This is a genomic window from Nitratireductor sp. GISD-1A_MAKvit (genome assembly GCF_040819555.1).
Classification (GTDB): Bacteria; Pseudomonadota; Alphaproteobacteria; order Rhizobiales; family Rhizobiaceae; genus Nitratireductor.
Map to the genome: position 1 here is coordinate 2,710,421 of NZ_CP161920.1, position 15,334 is coordinate 2,725,754.

Sequence of the window (15,334 nt, forward strand, 5' to 3'; positions counted from 1 at the left end):
CCCGCCGCCTCAGTTGCTGCCGTTGAACATCTGCGCGTTGCCGGGCTGGTAGCCCGAGCCCGGCGTCAGGAAGCGCTCGCGCTGAACACGGCCCTGCTCGGCGGCGGTTGCGCGCTCGGCCTCGATCAGCGCTTCAGAGCGGCCATTGGCCGACATCACGGCGATCAGGTCGGAAAGCTGCTGTGACTGGAGCGCGAGAAGCTGGTTGCCGGCCTGCGTGGCTTGCAGTGCGCCGGCAGCATTCTGGCTCTGGCCGACAAGCTCGGACATCTGGGTGCGGTTGGTCTCGATATTGCCGACGACTCCGGCCTGAACGCGCATGGCGTCCTGCAAGCCGCCGACCGTGTTCTCCCAGCGGCTGCGGGCATCGGCGACAAGCTGCTGGTCGGTGGCCGAGAGCGAGACGTTGCCATATTGCTGCTGGAACGCCTGGTCGATGTTCTGCACGTCGAAGGCGATGCTCTGCGCCTGGCCGAGAAGCTGCTGCGTGCGCTGGACGTTCTGCTGGATCTGCTGGAGCGCCGAATATGGCAGGCTCGCGAGGTTGCGGGCCTGATTGATGAGCATCTGCGCTTCGTTCTGGAGCTGCTGAATCTGGTTGTTGATCTGCTCCAGAGATCGCGCCGCGGTCAGGAGATTCTCTGCATGGTTGGTCGGGTCATAGACGATACCGCCGAAGCCGAAGAGCTGTGCGCGAGCGGGGCTGGCCAGCATGGGTGACAAGGCGACTGGCGTGGCAAGTGCCAGTGCGATCGCCGAAGCGCCGGCAATGCGGGGAATGCGGATGCGATTCATGGAAGTGGCTCCTCTTCTGCGGGACTATCCGGCGCGGCCGGCGCAGCGGTGTCCGACCGGTCGGCGAGATTGGTGAGATCGGGGATCAGGTCGGTGGCCCAATCGACGCCGCGATGGCGCAACCAGGCGGCGAGAAAACCGTCGCTTCCGTGCTCGGCGTGGATGCGCTCGATGGCGGCCTGATCGGTCTTGGAGGACGCGGCGCAAAGAGCGAGCCCGACATCCGACAGGCCGAGCTCGAACAGGCGGTTGCCGCGCCGGGACTGACAGTAATAGTCCCGCTTGGGAGTCGCCCGGGCGAGGATCTCGATCTGCCTGTCATTGAGACCGAAGCGGCGATAGATGGCCGTGATCTGCGGCTCGATGGCGCGCTCGTTGGGCAGCAGGAGCCGCGTCGGGCAGCTCTCGATGATGGCGGGCGCGATATTGCTGCCGTCGATGTCGCTGAGCGACTGCGTGGCGAAGACGACGGACGCGTTCTTCTTCCTGAGCGTCTTCAACCACTCGCGGAGCTGGCCGGCGAAGCCCTCGTCGTCCAGCGCAAGCCAGCCCTCGTCGATGATGAGCAGCGTCGGGCGCCCGTCGAGCCGGTCGCCGATGCGATGGAACAGATAGGCGAGCACCGCCGGCGCCGCGCCGGTCCCGACCAATCCCTCGATCTCGAACGCCTGGACATCGGCCGCCCCCAGATGCTCGGATTCGGCATCGAGCAACCGCCCATAGGCACCGCCGACGCAGAACGGCCGGAGCGCCTGCTTCAAGTCATTCGACTGGAGCAAGACACTCAAGCCGGTGATGGTGCGTTCCTCGACTGGCGCGGATGCGAGCGAGGTCAGCGCCGTCCAGAGATGCTCCTTCACCTCGGGCGTGATCGCGACGCCCTCGCGCATGAGGATGGCGACGATCCAGTCGCCGGCCCAGGCGCGTTCATAGGTGTCGTGGATGCGGGCGAGCGGCTGAAGCGAGACGGACGCCGCATCGCCTTCCGTCAGCCCGCCGCCGAGGTCGTGCCAGTCGCCGCTCATGGCGAGCGCGGCGGCGCGGATCGAGCCGCCGAAATCGAAGGCGAAGACCTGACTTCCCGGATAGCGGCGGAACTGAAGCGCCATCAGCGCGAGCAGCACGGACTTGCCGGCGCCCGTGGGGCCGACGACAAGGGTGTGGCCGACGTCGCCGACATGAAGGGAAAACCGGAACGGGGTCGATCCCTCGGTCTTGCCGTAAAGCAAGGGGGGCGAACCGAAATGCTCGTCCCGTTCCGGCCCCGCCCACACGGCACTGAGGGGGATCATGTGGGCAAGGTTGAGCGTCGAGATGGGCGGCTGGCGGACGTTGGCGTAGGCGTGTCCGGGCAGTGAGCCGAGCCAGGCATCGACGGCGTTGACGGTTTCGGGCATGGCCGTGAAGTCGCGGCCCTGAATAACTTTCTCGACCAGGCGCAGCTTCTCTTGCGCCACGCGTGGATCGGCGTCCCAGACGGTGACGGTCGCCGTGACATAGGCCATGCCGGCGACATCCGATCCGAGTTCCTGCAGGGCCATGTCGGCGTCGGCGGCCTTGTTGGCGGCATCGGTGTCGACCAATGCGGATTGCTCGTTGGTCATCACCTCTTTCAGGATCGCCGCGATGGACTTGCGCTTGGCAAACCATTGGCGGCGGATGCGGGTGAGCAGCCGCGTAGCGTCCGTCTTGTCCATGAGGATGGCGCGCGTCGACCAGCGATACGGGAAGGCGAGCCGATTCATCTCGTCGAGCAGACCCGGCGTCGTCGCGGTCGGGAAGCCCACGATGGTCAGGACGCGCAGATGTGCGTCGCCAAGGCGCGGCTCCAGCCCTCCGGTCAGGGGTTGGTCGGCGAGCAGCGCGTCGAGATGCATCGGCACCTCGGGCACGCGCACGCGGTGCCGGTTCGTGGAAACCGCCGCGTGAAGGTAAGTCAGCGTCTCGCCGTCATCCAGCCAGCGGCATTCGGGCATGAAGCCGTCCATGAGCGCCAGCACACGGTCGGTGCGGTCGATGAAGCCGCGCAGGGTTTCCCAAGGATCGACGCCGGTCTTGTCCCGGCCCTCGTAGAGCAAGGCCTCGGTGCGGGCCGCTTCTTCGGCGGGCGGCAGATAGAGGAAGGTCAGGTAGTATCGGGACTCGAAGTGGCTACCGTCCTCCTCGAACTGCGCCTTCCGCTCGGCATCGACCAGGGCCGAGGCCGCGTCGGGAAACGTGCTCTTGGGATATTGCTGCGCCGCAAGCCGAACGGCTTCGACGAAGATGCTCCAGCCGGAACCAAGACGGCGGAAGGCGTTGTTGATGCGTCCGGCAACCGCGACTAGCTCGGCTGCGACGGCGGAATCCAGATCGGGACCGCGGAATTTCGCGGTGCGCTGGAAGCTCCCGTCCTTGTTGAGCACGACGCCCTGACCGATGAGCGCCGCCCATGGCAGGTAGTCGGCGAGGCGCGTGTTGCGATTGCGATACTCAGCGAGATTCATCATCGGTCCGGCTCCTTCAGACCGCCAGGTGGCCGGGAAGCTTGAGATGCCGCCGTCCCACTTCGACGAAGAGCGGGTCGCGCTTTGCCGCCCAGACGGCCGCGAAATGGCCAACGGCCCAGATGACGATCCCGGCCAGCCAAAGCTGGAGGCCGAGCCCGACAGCGCCGGCCAGCGTTCCGTTCAGGATGGCGATGGAGCGCGGCGCGCCGCCAAGCAGGATCGTCTCGGTCAGCGCCCGGTGGACCGGGACAGTGAAGCCCGGCACGGCATCGAGTTGTTCGAAACTGCCCGCCATCAGACGAGCGCCCCGCCGCCGAAGGAGAAAAACGACAGGAAGAAGCTCGACGCCGCGAAGGCGATGGAGATGCCGAAGACGATCTGGATCAGGCGCCGGAAACCGCCGCCGGTATCGCCGAAGGCCAGCGTCAGGCCGGTAACGATGATAATGATCACCGCGACGATCTTGGCGACCGGTCCCTCGATGGATTCGAGGATGGATTGCAGCGGCGCTTCCCACGGCATCGATGAGCCGGAGGCGTATGCGGCGGGCACCATGAACAAGTTGACATAGGTGACGGCTGCCGCCGTCGCGATATGGCGGCGAAAACGCAGGGCATTGCGGATCATTCGGGATTTCCTTCCGGTTCGGTTGCCAAGGGGATGGGTTGGGTGATGCGGTAGTCGCCGTCCGGCCCGAGTCCTTCGACGCGGGCGAGTTCGGCGAGACGGCGCGAGGCGCCACGACCGGCAAGGACGGCCACGAGGTCGACGGTCTCGGCGATCAGCGCACGCGGCACGGTGACGACGGCTTCCTGGATGAGTTGCTCGAGCCGGCGCAGCGCGCCGATGGCGGAGCCGGCATGTATGGTGCCGATGCCGCCGGAATGGCCCGTGCCCCAGGCTTTGAGCAGGTCGAGGGCTTCCGCGCCGCGCACCTCGCCGATGGGAATGCGGTCGGGCCGCAGGCGCAGCGATGAGCGGACGAGATCGGACAGCGTCGCCACGCCGTCCTTGGTCCGCATGGCGACGAGATTGGGCGCCGCGCATTGCAGCTCGCGCGTGTCCTCGATGATGACGACTCGATCCGCACCCTTCGCTACCTCTGCCAGAAGGGCGTTGGTGAGCGTGGTCTTCCCGGTCGAAGTGCCGCCGGCGACGAGGATGTTGGCGCGCGATGCAACAGCTTCGCGCAGCGCCACAGCCTGATCGACGGACATGATGCCGGCGGCCACATAGTCGTCGAGCGTGAACACCGCGACGGCGGGCTTGCGGATGGCGAAGGGCCGGCGCGGTCACCACCGGCGGCAGCAATCCCTCGAACCGCTCTCCCGTCTCGGGCAGTTCGGCCGAGACCCGTGGCGCCCTGGGATGGACTTCCGCGCCGACATGGTGGGCGACCAGCCGCACTATGCGCTCACCATCGGCTGCGGGTAGCCGCTGCCCCGTATCGGCCAGGCCCTCCGACAGCCGGTCCACCCAGATGCGGCCGTCCGGGTTCAGCATCACCTCGACCACGGCGGGGTCCTCGAGCAGCCCTGAAATGGCGGACCCAAGCGCCGTGCGCAGCATGCGCCCAAGGCGGGCTTTGCCCGCCGCATTATCAGAAGAATCGGCGCGACCGTGTCGCGCTGGGCGTGCGATCGCCTCCGGTTTGTCGTGAGTGGCAGTCATCTCGGCCCCGCTTCTTAGCGGGGCGCGACAAACGGTCCCCGCATCGGGGTCGATTAAGAAAGCCCGAAATCGGGTCGGTTCAACAAGTATTTACGCGTGTGCGGGCATCGGCGGTGATCGGCGGCAAATAGGAGGGGTTGAAGGTTCAGGGCTGGTCGTCGTTGACCCCGACTTGCTCTTGCAACGAACTCACGCCGGTCGAATCGACGTCGCGTGACAACTCTTTCAGGAACCTGTCTCCCGTCGCCAGCCTCCGGCCGAGGGTCTGCATGAAGCCCTCGAATCGCTCCACGCCCTTAGCTCGAGCCGACTCTTTTCCGGCCTCCGGGATCGGCGGTGTGATGGTCAGCCAGAAGCGGATGAACAGCGAGAGGGTTTCGCCGAGAATAGCGAGATCTTCGTCCAGTCCGTCGATCTGGCGACCAAGCTTGTCGAGGCGGCGCGACATGGCCGCTTCCAGCCGGTCCGCCGTGTCTCCGGACAGGAATGAGGCGACGGCCGCCTCGATGATCGCGGACTTTGATACCTTGCGCCGCAACGACAGCGCCTCGACCTGTTTCAGCAATTCCGGGTCGAAATAGACATTCATGCGCGTGCGTTTGGTCACGGGTGTTCCTTCAAAGCTCGATGCCGTCATCGGGGTTCATCGACGCCTGCCGCGCGACCATGCGCATGCGGGAGCGCAAGGCGCGGGCTTTAGCGGCGTCTACATCCGGTTCGTCGTCGAGGATGTCGAATTCCCGCGCCGGCGAAGGCGGCGGCGGGACGATCTCCTCTTGGCTTGGCAGTTCCGGTTCGCGGCGGATACCGGCATTGGCCGGATCGCCGGGAGCGCCTTCCGTGGCGCCCGACGCCAATCGGTCTGCCGCGGCAATCACGCGGCGCGACCAGTCGTCGGTTGGGGGCGCCGGCGCGCAAGCCCGCCCGGCGGCCGGATCGGGCGGCGTGAGGACACGCTCGGTGAACCGCGCATCCTCATAGTAGCGGGCCTTGGTGGCGCGGATCGGCGGCGTGCCCGCGACCATGACGATTTCGTCGGTGGGCGGGAGCTGCATGATCTCGCCGGGTGTCATCAATGGCCGCGCGGTTTCCTGCCGGGATACCATCAGATGGCCCAGCCAGGGCGCGAGCCGATGGCCTGCGTAGTTGGTGGAGTCGCGCAGTTCGGTCGCGGTGCCGAGCGAGTCGGACACGCGTTTTGCCGTGCGCTCGTCATTGGTGGCGAAGGCAACGCGGACATGGCAGTTGTCGAGAATGGAATTGTTCTGCCCGTAAGCGCGCTCGATCTGGTTGAGGCTTTGCGCGATCAGGAAGCTCTTCAGACCGTAGCCGGCCATGAAGGCGAGCGCCGATTCAAAGAAGTCGAGCCGGCCAAGCGCAGGGAACTCGTCCAGCATCAACAGCAGGCGATGACGTTTGCCGGATGTGGTCAGCTCTTCGGTGAGCCTGCGGCCGATTTGGTTGAGGATCAGCCGGATCAGCGGCTTGGTCCTGTTGATGTCGGATGGCGGTACGACGAGGTAGAGCGTGACGGGCTGGCCGCTGCCGACCAGATCGGCGATGCGCCAGTCGCAGCGCGATGTGACGCGCGCCACGACCGGATCGCGATAGAGGCCGAGGAACGACATGGCGGTGCTGAGCACGCCTGACCGCTCGTTCTCACTCTTGTTCAGCAATTCGCGCGCAGCGGACGCCACGACCGGGTGGACGCCGGCCTCACCCAGATGCGGCGTGTCCATCATGGCGCGCAAGGTCGCCTCGACCGGCCGCTTTGGATCGGACAGGAAATTGGCGACACCGGCCAGCGTCTTGTCGGGCTCGGCGTAAAGCACATGTAGGATCGCGCCGACCAGCAAGGCATGGCTGGTCTTTTCCCAATGGTTGCGCTTGTCGAGGCTGCCTTCGGGATCGACCAGAATATCCGCGATGTTCTGTACGTCGCGGACTTCCCATTCGCCCTGCCGCACCTCGAGCAGCGGATTGTAGGCTGAGGATTTCGCATTGGTCGGGTCGAACAGCAGCACGCGGCCGTGCTTGGCCCGGAAGCCGGCCGTCAGCGTCCAGTTTTCGCCCTTGATGTCGTGAACGATGCAGCTTCCCGGCCAGGTCAGCAGGGTTGGGACGACCAGGCCCACGCCCTTGCCGCTGCGGGTCGGCGCGAAGCACAGGACATGCTCCGGTCCGTCATGGCGCAGATAGTCGCGGTCGTATTGGCCGAGCACCACTCCGTCAGGCCCGAGCAGCCCGGCGGCACGGATTTCCCTGTCTTCGGCCCAGCGTGCCGAGCCGTAGGTGGCGACGTTCTTTGCCTCCCGCGCCCGGATGATCGACATGAGGATAGCGGCGGCGATGGCGATGAAGCCGCCGGACGCCGCGATGATCGCGCCCTCGACAAAGATCGCAGGCGCATAGGCATCGAAAGAGAACCACCACCAGAAGAAGGATGGCGGGTAGTAGACGGGCCAGCCGGCCAGATCGAACCACGGGTTGCCAAGTTGCGGCTGAAACCCGAGCCGCCATGCGGACCATTGTGTCGCCGCCCAGGTCATCACCAGAACAATGGTGAAGACGACGGTGATCTGGCCCCAGAGTATTCTGCCTCCGCGCATAAAGGCTCCAATCGGCAAAAGAGATGGAGCCGATCAGAGAATAGGTATTTGCGCGAGAGGCAACAGGAAAGACCGGACCGGAGAGCGGGCGAATACCACAGCGCGCAAATAGGACGGTTCCCAGCGCCGAGGCACGCGCCAAGCGAACGCGCGTCTGCTTAGTTCAGATTCCGATGCCGCGCGATCTGCCAAGCTGCCACGACACCGAACCGCCCTGGACGACGCCCATGACCTCGCGGCCGAGCTGGCGGTCGATGACCGGTCGCCAGGGAACGAGGGTGAACTCGTGGCTCTTTTCCACGATGGCGAACTTGCCGCTCGATAACTGTACCGTGCCGGTGAACTTGCCGCTGATGCTCTCGCCCTCCGCCGCTGCCCGGAACGGCAGGCCCCTGTTCCCGGCCATCTCCGCACCGACGCGGGCAACCTCCTGCTCGCGCAGGGTGGCGAGAAGATTGCGCCGGTAGAAAACGCGGCCGTTCTGTTGCCGCGTGGCGTCGCCACGTTCGATATGATACTCGCGCCGCTGGTCGATCGCCTTGCGCACCTGGCTCCCGAACCCGGCCGGTGCGAGATCCGATGCCTCGCCGGAGATCAGCCGCCGGTCGAGCCAGGTCGCGCCATCGGCGCCGATCTGGCTTTCCAGATCGAAGGCGGACAGGATCCGCACGCTGGCCTGCCGGTTGCGGCCTGCATCATAGGCGGCGGCGCGGCTCTCGAAATCCTCGGGGATGCGCCATTGGTGAGCGTCGATCCGCTCCACGATGCCGGCGCGGCGCAGCGCTTCCAGCCTGCGCACATGAGCATCGACATAGCCTTCGTAGTCGTCGCCGGGAACGCGGCCCTCGAACCTGGCCTGTTCCAGATGGCGGCGCGGCCGATAAATGCGGTCCTCGGCGATGGCGGCAATGGTGCGGTCGGCCGGGCGCTGCGTGGTGTCGGCCCGACCGATCTCGACGATGCTGCCAATCCGCGCATCCTCGACGCGGGCCAGGTCGATGCCGGCGAGATGATGCGTGCGGCCGTCGATCCCGTCCACCACCAGGGTCAGGTTCTCACCCAGCTCGTCGGACAGATGTTTGTCCACGACGCGGCCGACGATGGAGGATGCGGGCGGCCCGTCATGAATCTGGAAGGTCATCGGATCGCGCTCCAGACCATCGGCCTTCAGTGCCTTGTGCATGGTGCGGATGATGTCGCCGCGTTCACCCAGTTCGCGCAGGGCAGGTTCCATCTGCGCGCTCAATTCCCAGACGCCAGTTGCGTGTTCGGTGGCCAGGCCCATTTTCTCGAGCTTGGCGAGCCGGCGCAGGCGCAGCGTCCGCTCGAACTGCCGCCTCGGTTCGGCGGGCTCGTGGCGCAGATCGAGGAAGCGGCCATCGGCCTCGTCTGCCATTGCCCGGTCGATGCGGGTGAAGCGGTCCTGATCGATCTCGGCCGACAGCTTTCGGCTCTGCTCGATCCCGGTGACGGGGCCGAGCTCGAGGGTGGTCAACTCGCTCGCCCGCTCACGAATCCCGTTGGCGAGATAGTCGCCATTGATGACAAGGTTCTCGCCCAGATCGTCCTTGCCCCGGACGATGACATGCACATGGGGATGGCCGGTGTTGTAGTGATTGACCGCGACCCAATCGAGCCGCGTGCCGAGGTCGGATTCGATCCGGCTCATCAGATCGCGGGTATGAGCCGTGAGGTCGGTGAGGTCGGCTCCGTCTTCGGGCGAGACGATGAACCGGAACTGGTGACGATCATCGGCACCGCGATCAAGAAAGGCGTTGCCATCGGCGCGATCCTCGTCGGCCGAATAGAGCTGGCCGCGCTCGCCATCGCGCGAGGTTCCGTCGCGCTGGATGTAGCGTAGATGGGCGGCAGACCTGCCGTTCCTGCCGGCGTTCCGGATATAGCGGGTTTTCACGATGACGCGGCGCATGCCGGGGGCGCTGTGCCGCCAACCGCCCGAGAGCGTGCGCGCCCGGACGAAGGCCACGCCGCGCCCGCGCTTGACGCCTGGTCCTCCACTTGCCCGCGATGCCTTGCCGCTCTTCCCGGCCGCACCGGACACGGAGCGCATTAATGATCGCGTCGCTGATCTGGACGGGCCATTTCTGTGCTGCCGCGCGAGCTTCTTCGCCTGGGTGAGAAAGCTCTTTGCCTTGCCCGCGCGCGGCGTGTCGGAGCGGATGCGGCCGGGCTTCGGCCGGAAGCGGATTTCGTCGTCGGCGCTCATCGCCGCGCTCCGGGCCAAAATGGTGCGAAACCGACCGATTTCGGACGATAGTGCCGGTCAAAACCCAGCAAGGCCAGGGCGTTGCGAGACATCGCGGCACGCGAGGCCCCCGAATGGGGTGCCGTTCGCGTCCCGCCTAACCAGTGTGCAGACAACAGTAATTTCGAGAACTGGCCCGACCTGGTGCCATGTTCCTTTATCTTGCCCTCCGCCTTTTTCGCTCTTTCTGCCCTTCCTGCCGTCATTGCAGACAGGCGCAAATATGACGGTCTGCACACAGCAATCGGCGCACTGAAGCAGGGCAGCGCCGTGCTCATGGCGTGCTTCCATCGCTCGCGCGGGCGACGAAAACGCTGCCGTCCTGCGGCTCCGCGCCGGCGGTATCGCGCACCGGAACGGGTGTGCGGGCGTCACCGGATTGCGCTTCGGATGACCGCGCGTCGGCGGCCTGCGTTCCGCCCGGGCGCGTGACGAAGAGCGGTGCCTCGCGCCAATCGGGCGGCGATGGCGGCGCGGATACCATCATATCGGATGACGCCGCACCGCCAATTATCGGCGCGATCGCGGCGACATAGGCGCGGGTTTCTGGAGGCAATGTCCGCCCGGTCGCCAAGTATTCATCATAGCGGGCGGGGCCGGCATTGTAGGCGGCGAGCATGGCCGCGACATTGCCGTAGCGGTTCCACATCTCGCGCAGATAGGCAGCACCGGCAAGGATGTTGTCGCGCGCATCATAGGGATCGCGGCCGAGGCCATGGCGTGCGCGCAGCTCCGCCCATGTGGCGGGCATGACCTGCATCAATCCCATCGCACCGGCCGACGAGATTGCGTGCGCGTCCTCCGCGCTCTCGGCGCGCAGCACGGCCGCGATCCAGTGCTCGGGAATGCCGAAGCGCTGCGCAGCTTCGGCAATATGAGCCGCATAGGGATGGCTCGCGGGCGTGGCGGTCGCGGGCGCTGGCTGAGCGAAAGCGGTCCCATCGGGCGATACCAGAAGTGGAAGGCCGGAAAGGAGAAGGAGCGCGATGCGCCGGGCGGCAAGATGATGCCCGGACGCATGCTGGTGGCGTGGCCGAGCCATGGTTCAGTCCTTCCCGTCCCGCCTGGGCCGGCTCCAGTGCAGCGACCAGGACGTCGCCTCGGCGCCATCGCGGAACAGATTCGCGCGGATCGGACGCGGCAGCGCGGGGTCGTCGATCAGGACCGAAAGATATTCGCCGGCCTTCTCGCCCGTGCGTTTCCACGCCGCGCCGATCTCGGGCGCCGCATCGTCCGCCCCGTGAAAGATGCGGTAGTCGGGCGCGTTCTCGGTATCGGAGGGTTCGGCCGGAACGATGCTGACTTCGCGGTAGAGGGTGAGCGTATGGACGCGCCCGACGAAGTGCGTTTCCTCGCGTGTGAATTGACCGATCTGCGGCATGGAAAATCTCCTGCGTTTGGGGTGGATGTGCGGGTCAGTGCGCCCCTCATTGTGTTTGGGCGCGCCAAATGAAGCGGCCGTCGCCTTCCTCATCGGTCCAGAGCGGCAGCGCCCGGCCGATGACGGAACTTGCGGGGATGGGTCCGAAATAGCGGCCATCGAGGCTGTCGCGGACCTGCCAATTCATGAGGAAGAGTTCACCCTCGCGAACGACGCGGCAGCCCTGCCAGACAGGCAGTTCGCGGCCCAGACTGTCGTGCTCCAGCGCTTCGCCCATCTCGATCCCGTCCACCGTGATCGCACGGCCAGCACGGCAAACGCGCTGTCCGGGAAGGCCGACGACGCGTTTGAGGAGCGGCACGCCGCGCCCGACATAGCCGCGCTCGATCATGAAGCCGGCAAGCGGTTCGGGTGGCATCACGGCAACCAGTTTGGGCACCTCGATCCGGTCTGCCGGCTCGACAGTGTAGAAGCCGACCGGCGCGCTCGTCGTCGCATTCCAGATCAACCTGGTGGGCGTCTCGACGGTGCTGGCGGCGGCGATGCCGATGACCGCCATCGCCGTCACCACGAGGGTGCGGCGGCGGGTCATGGCTCGATCCTCCGGCGCTGCAGCCAGGCGGCGTGTCGCTCGGGTGTATAGACGTGCGGCTCCAGGCCGGCGCTCAGCCGGTTGTGGACGTGCCGCCAATGATCCGGCGCGGCGTCGGCCGGATCGAGGCCGAGCGCTTCCACGGCGTCGATGGCCTGCAAAGCGCGCTGCACCTTCGCCCAGCTATCGAGACGCAACAGGATGTCGCCGCCGGGGCGGACGAAGGGCAGCGTCTGGAACGGCTCGCCGTGCCGAACCGCGCGCACGATGTCGATGCGCGAGATGATCGTGCCATGTCCGCCGGCCGCCCAGCGGACGAAGGCGAAGACGCTGTCCGGCGCGAAGCCGACGATGCTGCGGCGGCGGTCGAGGATCTGTTCGTAGCTCTTGCGGCCGAACCTGATCCAGTGCTCGACCTTCTGCTTTTGGAAGGTCAGTTCGACCAATGTGGTGAAGGGCGCAGGCCCGTCCGGCAGCGGACGGCCGTGCATGCGGTGGGCCGGCTTGCCGGTCATGTCGGATCTCCGTCGGTGGATGGGAATTCGCGGGCGAGCAGGTCGCGCAGCATGTCGGCGACGGTGATCCCGCGCCGGAAAGCCGCGACCTTGATGCGCCCGCGCAGCGCGGGCGTGATGTCGATGGTCAGCCGGGCGGTGAACGCCTCGCCGGCGGCCTTGCCATCTGGCTGCGTCTCGGCCGCCCTGATCCAGCTTTCCGGATTGCCCGGCCGGGATGCGAAACCGCGTTTGCTTGTACGCCCGGTCATGGCGCACTCCCGATACCGAGACGGTCGATCTCGTCGGCCAGCGCCGTGACCTCGCGCGCGGCCAGGCTGTCGCCGTCGATCTCGGATGCGATGCGGCCGGACTGCGCGGCATCGGCGAAGACGACGCGCTGGCCGACGGTGGCGGCGAGCAAGGGTGGATCGTGGTCGGCCAGCGTCTCGGCCGTTTCACGGGCAATGACGGTGCGCGCACCACAACGGTTGAGGACGAAGCGCGCGGTCAGCTCGGGCCGGTAGAAGCGCGCTTCTTGGAGAAGCGCCAGCATCTCGGCCGAGGCCCAGCCGTCGAATGGGGAAGGCTGCACCGGGATCAGCACCAGGTCGGCGGCGAGCAGAGCGGAGCGCATGAGACCAGCGACGCGCGGCGGCCCGTCGATGACGATCGTGTCGGCGTCGCGGGCCAGCTCCGGCGCCTCGCGGTGCAGCGTGTCGCGGGCCAGGCCGACGATGCCGAAGGTGCGCGGCAGACCCTCATGGCCGCGGCGCTCGGACCAGTCGAGCGCCGAACCTTGCGGGTCGGCATCGATCAGCGTGACCCGCTTTCCCCTTCCGGCCCATTCACCGGCGAGATGCAGCGCCAGCGTGGTCTTGCCGACCCCGCCCTTCTGGTTGAGGAGCGCGACGATCATGGCTGTCCTCCCGGCTCGTCATCGAGGGGGAGACGAGAGGCGACCGGGGTGGCGGACAGGGCCGCGCCGATCTGGCGGAAACGCCCGGCGCGGCGCGTGTGGGATGATGCCGGTTCGCGGGCAGTGGCGGTTCCGCGCAGCGGGTTTTCCACAATGCCTGGGCGCTCTTCAGGGTTAGAATCTACGTTAGAGTCTATGTTACGGGCGCGATTTCGATTGGATTTTCCGTGGGTTGGATCATGTTTGGGTTCCCCATGGCACGTGATACCGGTTCCTGATCGCACGTGTGGGCGGGTTCCCGATGGCACGAAGCCATCCACAGTTTTTCCACAGGATTTCCACGGCTCGAACGCGAGCAGGGTTCGCCCGCCGGCCTCGACCTCGAGAGAGAGCCGGTAGCCCGGCAGCGGCTGTCGGCGGACGATGCCGCGTATCTCGAAAGCGAAACGCTTGAAGGGGGAGAGGCTGCCGGACTTTTGATGGAGGTGGCGTAACTCGAAGCGCCAGCCGTGGCGCTGTCTGCCGCCATGCTTGCGCACGATTCGATAGAGCCAGCGTTCGAGCCCGCCGGTCAGATCGAAGTAGGTCCGGTCGATGGTGAGCACGAGCGCGTCCTCGAGCACCGCGCTATAAAACCAGTCGGGCAGGATCAGTTCGATGCCCGCCGGCCGGCCGCGATGATCGGTGCGCTCCTTCCATTCATTGATCCAGGAGAAGCGGTGACGGCGGCCTTCGGCGGGCTGGCGGATCGAGGTGGAGATCGTCGTCGATTGGAGCCGGTCGAGGGCCGCCTTGAGGCGCTGATAGTCGCGCGCTCCGACACCACGCTGGATGAAGGTAAGGATTTCGTAGGGCGTGGCCGCCATCAGGCGGGACGTTCCCAGCCCGGCGTCCCGTGCCTCGACGATCTGGCTCGCGGCCCAGATCAGGATGTCGGCATCCCAGATCGTGGCCATGCCATGATCGGGAACGGCTTCGACACGGATCGAGACGCCACCGGCGACGAAGTCGATCGGAGCGATCCGGTGCGATTTGGAAAGGGAGAAGAAAGGATAGGCCATGAGATCCTGCGCATCGCGCGGCGCGAATTCGCCAGGGAGTGCGCGGAACAGGTCGAGCTGTCCGCGTTCCAAGGACTGGCGTTCGCGCGGCGGCATCGGGGGGCGCCTCGCGGTCAGCGGGCGCGGCGTTGGGCCGGAGCAGGCTCGTGCCGTTTGGCCGGCAATACGCTGCCGCGCGGATCGGAGGTGGAGGTGACGGCGCCGCTGTCGGCCCAGGCGCGCAGGTCGTCCACCGAATAGACGACGCGCCCGCCGAGCTTGCGATAGGCGGGACCGGTTCCGTAGGTGCGGTGCTTTTCGAGGGTGCGGGCCGAAAGGCTCAGGAATTCAGCCGCTTCCTTGGTGCGAAGATAGCGCGGCGGGAGTACGGCGAGATCGGGTCGCATGGATCGGGCCTCCGTGGGGTTCGTTGAGGCCGCTGGTGCTCAGCGGCTGACGAAGGCCACGATGGCGAAGGCGGATCGGCGAGTTGCAGTGGGAAGTTGGGGGGACCCAAAATCGCACACCGGCGCGACGGCCAGTGCCAACTATGGTCGGCGGCGATGACGAAGCAGTTTGCGATACCCGCCCGCTATCAGCGTCTCCGCTCCTTTAAGGAGGCTGATGACCGCATGGCGGGCGGATGCAGACTGCCATTCATCACGGGTGAGCTTGCCTGTCTTAAAGATGACCTCGGCGATTTCCTGCTGGGTCGCACCGTCACGGCGACCATCGAAGGCCTGCAACATGCGCCGCGCGCGTGCCCGCTGCTGTCGCGTCAGGCGGGTGTCGGGAGGTACGGATCGGCCGTGAAGCGAAGCGAGCAGGCGCAGGATCGCTTCGACGCGATCAAATCCTTCGTCCCCCAGCGGTACCAGGGCGACCATGGCTCTATCGGGCGCGGCATCGGCTGGAAGAACGAGATGGACATGCTGCCCGCCGCCGAGTGGATGCAGGATATGGTTTGTCTCCGGCGCAAGCCGCAGGTGTTTGGCGTTCAGGGCATCCGCCGGCATGGAACTGGAGGAAAGCACCGGCGGGGCGGTTGCGAGGATCACCGTCCCCGTATCGTCCTGGG

Annotated in this window: 16 protein-coding genes and 1 pseudogene; all 17 read right to left on the minus strand. The window is 66.4% G+C overall.

The annotated features are described in order from the left end of the window. Nucleotides 1-9: 9 nt before the first annotated feature. Nucleotides 10-795, minus strand: coding sequence for a P-type conjugative transfer protein TrbJ (gene trbJ / locus AB2N04_RS14290; protein ID WP_367715074.1), 786 nt, complete (start codon nt 793-795; stop codon nt 10-12). Next, entirely contained in the window at nt 792-3,284 is a 2,493-nt protein-coding gene (gene trbE, locus AB2N04_RS14295; RefSeq protein WP_367715075.1) for a conjugal transfer protein TrbE, read from the minus strand. Before trbE ends, trbJ begins: the two co-directional genes overlap by 4 nt. Before the next feature lie 13 nt (nt 3,285-3,297). Then, nucleotides 3,298-3,579 carry a VirB3 family type IV secretion system protein gene (locus AB2N04_RS14300; RefSeq protein WP_367715076.1) on the minus strand — a complete coding sequence of 94 codons (282 nt, stop codon included), beginning with the start codon at nt 3,577-3,579 and terminating at the stop codon, nt 3,298-3,300. After that, on the minus strand, nt 3,579-3,911 hold the full coding sequence (locus AB2N04_RS14305; RefSeq protein WP_367715077.1) for a TrbC/VirB2 family protein: 333 nt from the start codon (nt 3,909-3,911) through the stop codon (nt 3,579-3,581). The genes AB2N04_RS14300 and AB2N04_RS14305 overlap by 1 nt, the downstream gene beginning before the upstream one ends. Continuing rightward, nucleotides 3,908-4,955 (minus strand): annotated as a pseudogene (gene trbB / locus AB2N04_RS14310) (P-type conjugative transfer ATPase TrbB). The gene AB2N04_RS14305 and the pseudogene trbB overlap by 4 nt, the downstream one beginning before the upstream one ends. 145 nt (nt 4,956-5,100) lie before the next feature. Next, complete coding sequence (locus AB2N04_RS14315) at nt 5,101-5,562, minus strand: CopG family transcriptional regulator (RefSeq protein WP_367715078.1); 462 nt, start codon at nt 5,560-5,562, stop codon at nt 5,101-5,103. A 10-nt stretch (nt 5,563-5,572) separates the two neighbouring features. Continuing rightward, nucleotides 5,573-7,564, minus strand: coding sequence for a conjugal transfer protein TraG (locus AB2N04_RS14320; RefSeq protein WP_367715079.1), 1,992 nt, complete (start codon nt 7,562-7,564; stop codon nt 5,573-5,575). A gap of 163 nt (nt 7,565-7,727) precedes the next feature. Beyond that, nucleotides 7,728-9,791: a relaxase/mobilization nuclease domain-containing protein gene (locus AB2N04_RS14325; RefSeq protein ID WP_367715080.1), complete on the minus strand. Its 2,064-nt coding sequence runs from the start codon at nt 9,789-9,791 to the stop codon at nt 7,728-7,730. 313 nt (nt 9,792-10,104) lie between these two features. Beyond that, the gene (locus tag AB2N04_RS14330; protein ID WP_367715081.1) at nt 10,105-10,872 is read right to left on the minus strand and encodes a lytic transglycosylase domain-containing protein; all 768 of its coding nucleotides are present in this window, start codon (nt 10,870-10,872) and stop codon (nt 10,105-10,107) included. Between the two features lie 3 nt (nt 10,873-10,875). Then, complete coding sequence (locus AB2N04_RS14335) at nt 10,876-11,211, minus strand: DUF736 domain-containing protein (protein ID WP_186398133.1); 336 nt, start codon at nt 11,209-11,211, stop codon at nt 10,876-10,878. 46 nt (nt 11,212-11,257) lie between these two features. Continuing rightward, entirely contained in the window at nt 11,258-11,803 is a 546-nt protein-coding gene (gene traF, locus AB2N04_RS14340) for a conjugative transfer signal peptidase TraF (protein WP_367715082.1), read from the minus strand. Next, entirely contained in the window at nt 11,800-12,318 is a 519-nt protein-coding gene (locus tag AB2N04_RS14345; RefSeq protein ID WP_367715083.1) for a DUF2840 domain-containing protein, read from the minus strand. The genes traF and AB2N04_RS14345 overlap by 4 nt, the downstream gene beginning before the upstream one ends. Beyond that, complete coding sequence (locus AB2N04_RS14350) at nt 12,315-12,569, minus strand: hypothetical protein (RefSeq protein ID WP_367715084.1); 255 nt, start codon at nt 12,567-12,569, stop codon at nt 12,315-12,317. Before AB2N04_RS14350 ends, AB2N04_RS14345 begins: the two co-directional genes overlap by 4 nt. Continuing rightward, on the minus strand, nt 12,566-13,216 hold the full coding sequence (gene parA, locus AB2N04_RS14355) for a ParA family partition ATPase (protein ID WP_367715085.1): 651 nt from the start codon (nt 13,214-13,216) through the stop codon (nt 12,566-12,568). Before parA ends, AB2N04_RS14350 begins: the two co-directional genes overlap by 4 nt. Next, nucleotides 13,213-14,373, minus strand: coding sequence for a replication initiator protein A (locus AB2N04_RS14360; protein ID WP_367715086.1), 1,161 nt, complete (start codon nt 14,371-14,373; stop codon nt 13,213-13,215). Before AB2N04_RS14360 ends, parA begins: the two co-directional genes overlap by 4 nt. A 17-nt stretch (nt 14,374-14,390) precedes the next feature. Beyond that, entirely contained in the window at nt 14,391-14,663 is a 273-nt protein-coding gene (locus AB2N04_RS14365; RefSeq protein ID WP_367715087.1) for a helix-turn-helix transcriptional regulator, read from the minus strand. Nucleotides 14,664-14,804: 141 nt separating this feature from the next. After that, nucleotides 14,805-15,314 carry a DUF2285 domain-containing protein gene (locus AB2N04_RS14370; RefSeq protein ID WP_367715088.1) on the minus strand — a complete coding sequence of 170 codons (510 nt, stop codon included), beginning with the start codon at nt 15,312-15,314 and terminating at the stop codon, nt 14,805-14,807. Nucleotides 15,315-15,334 lie beyond the last annotated feature (20 nt).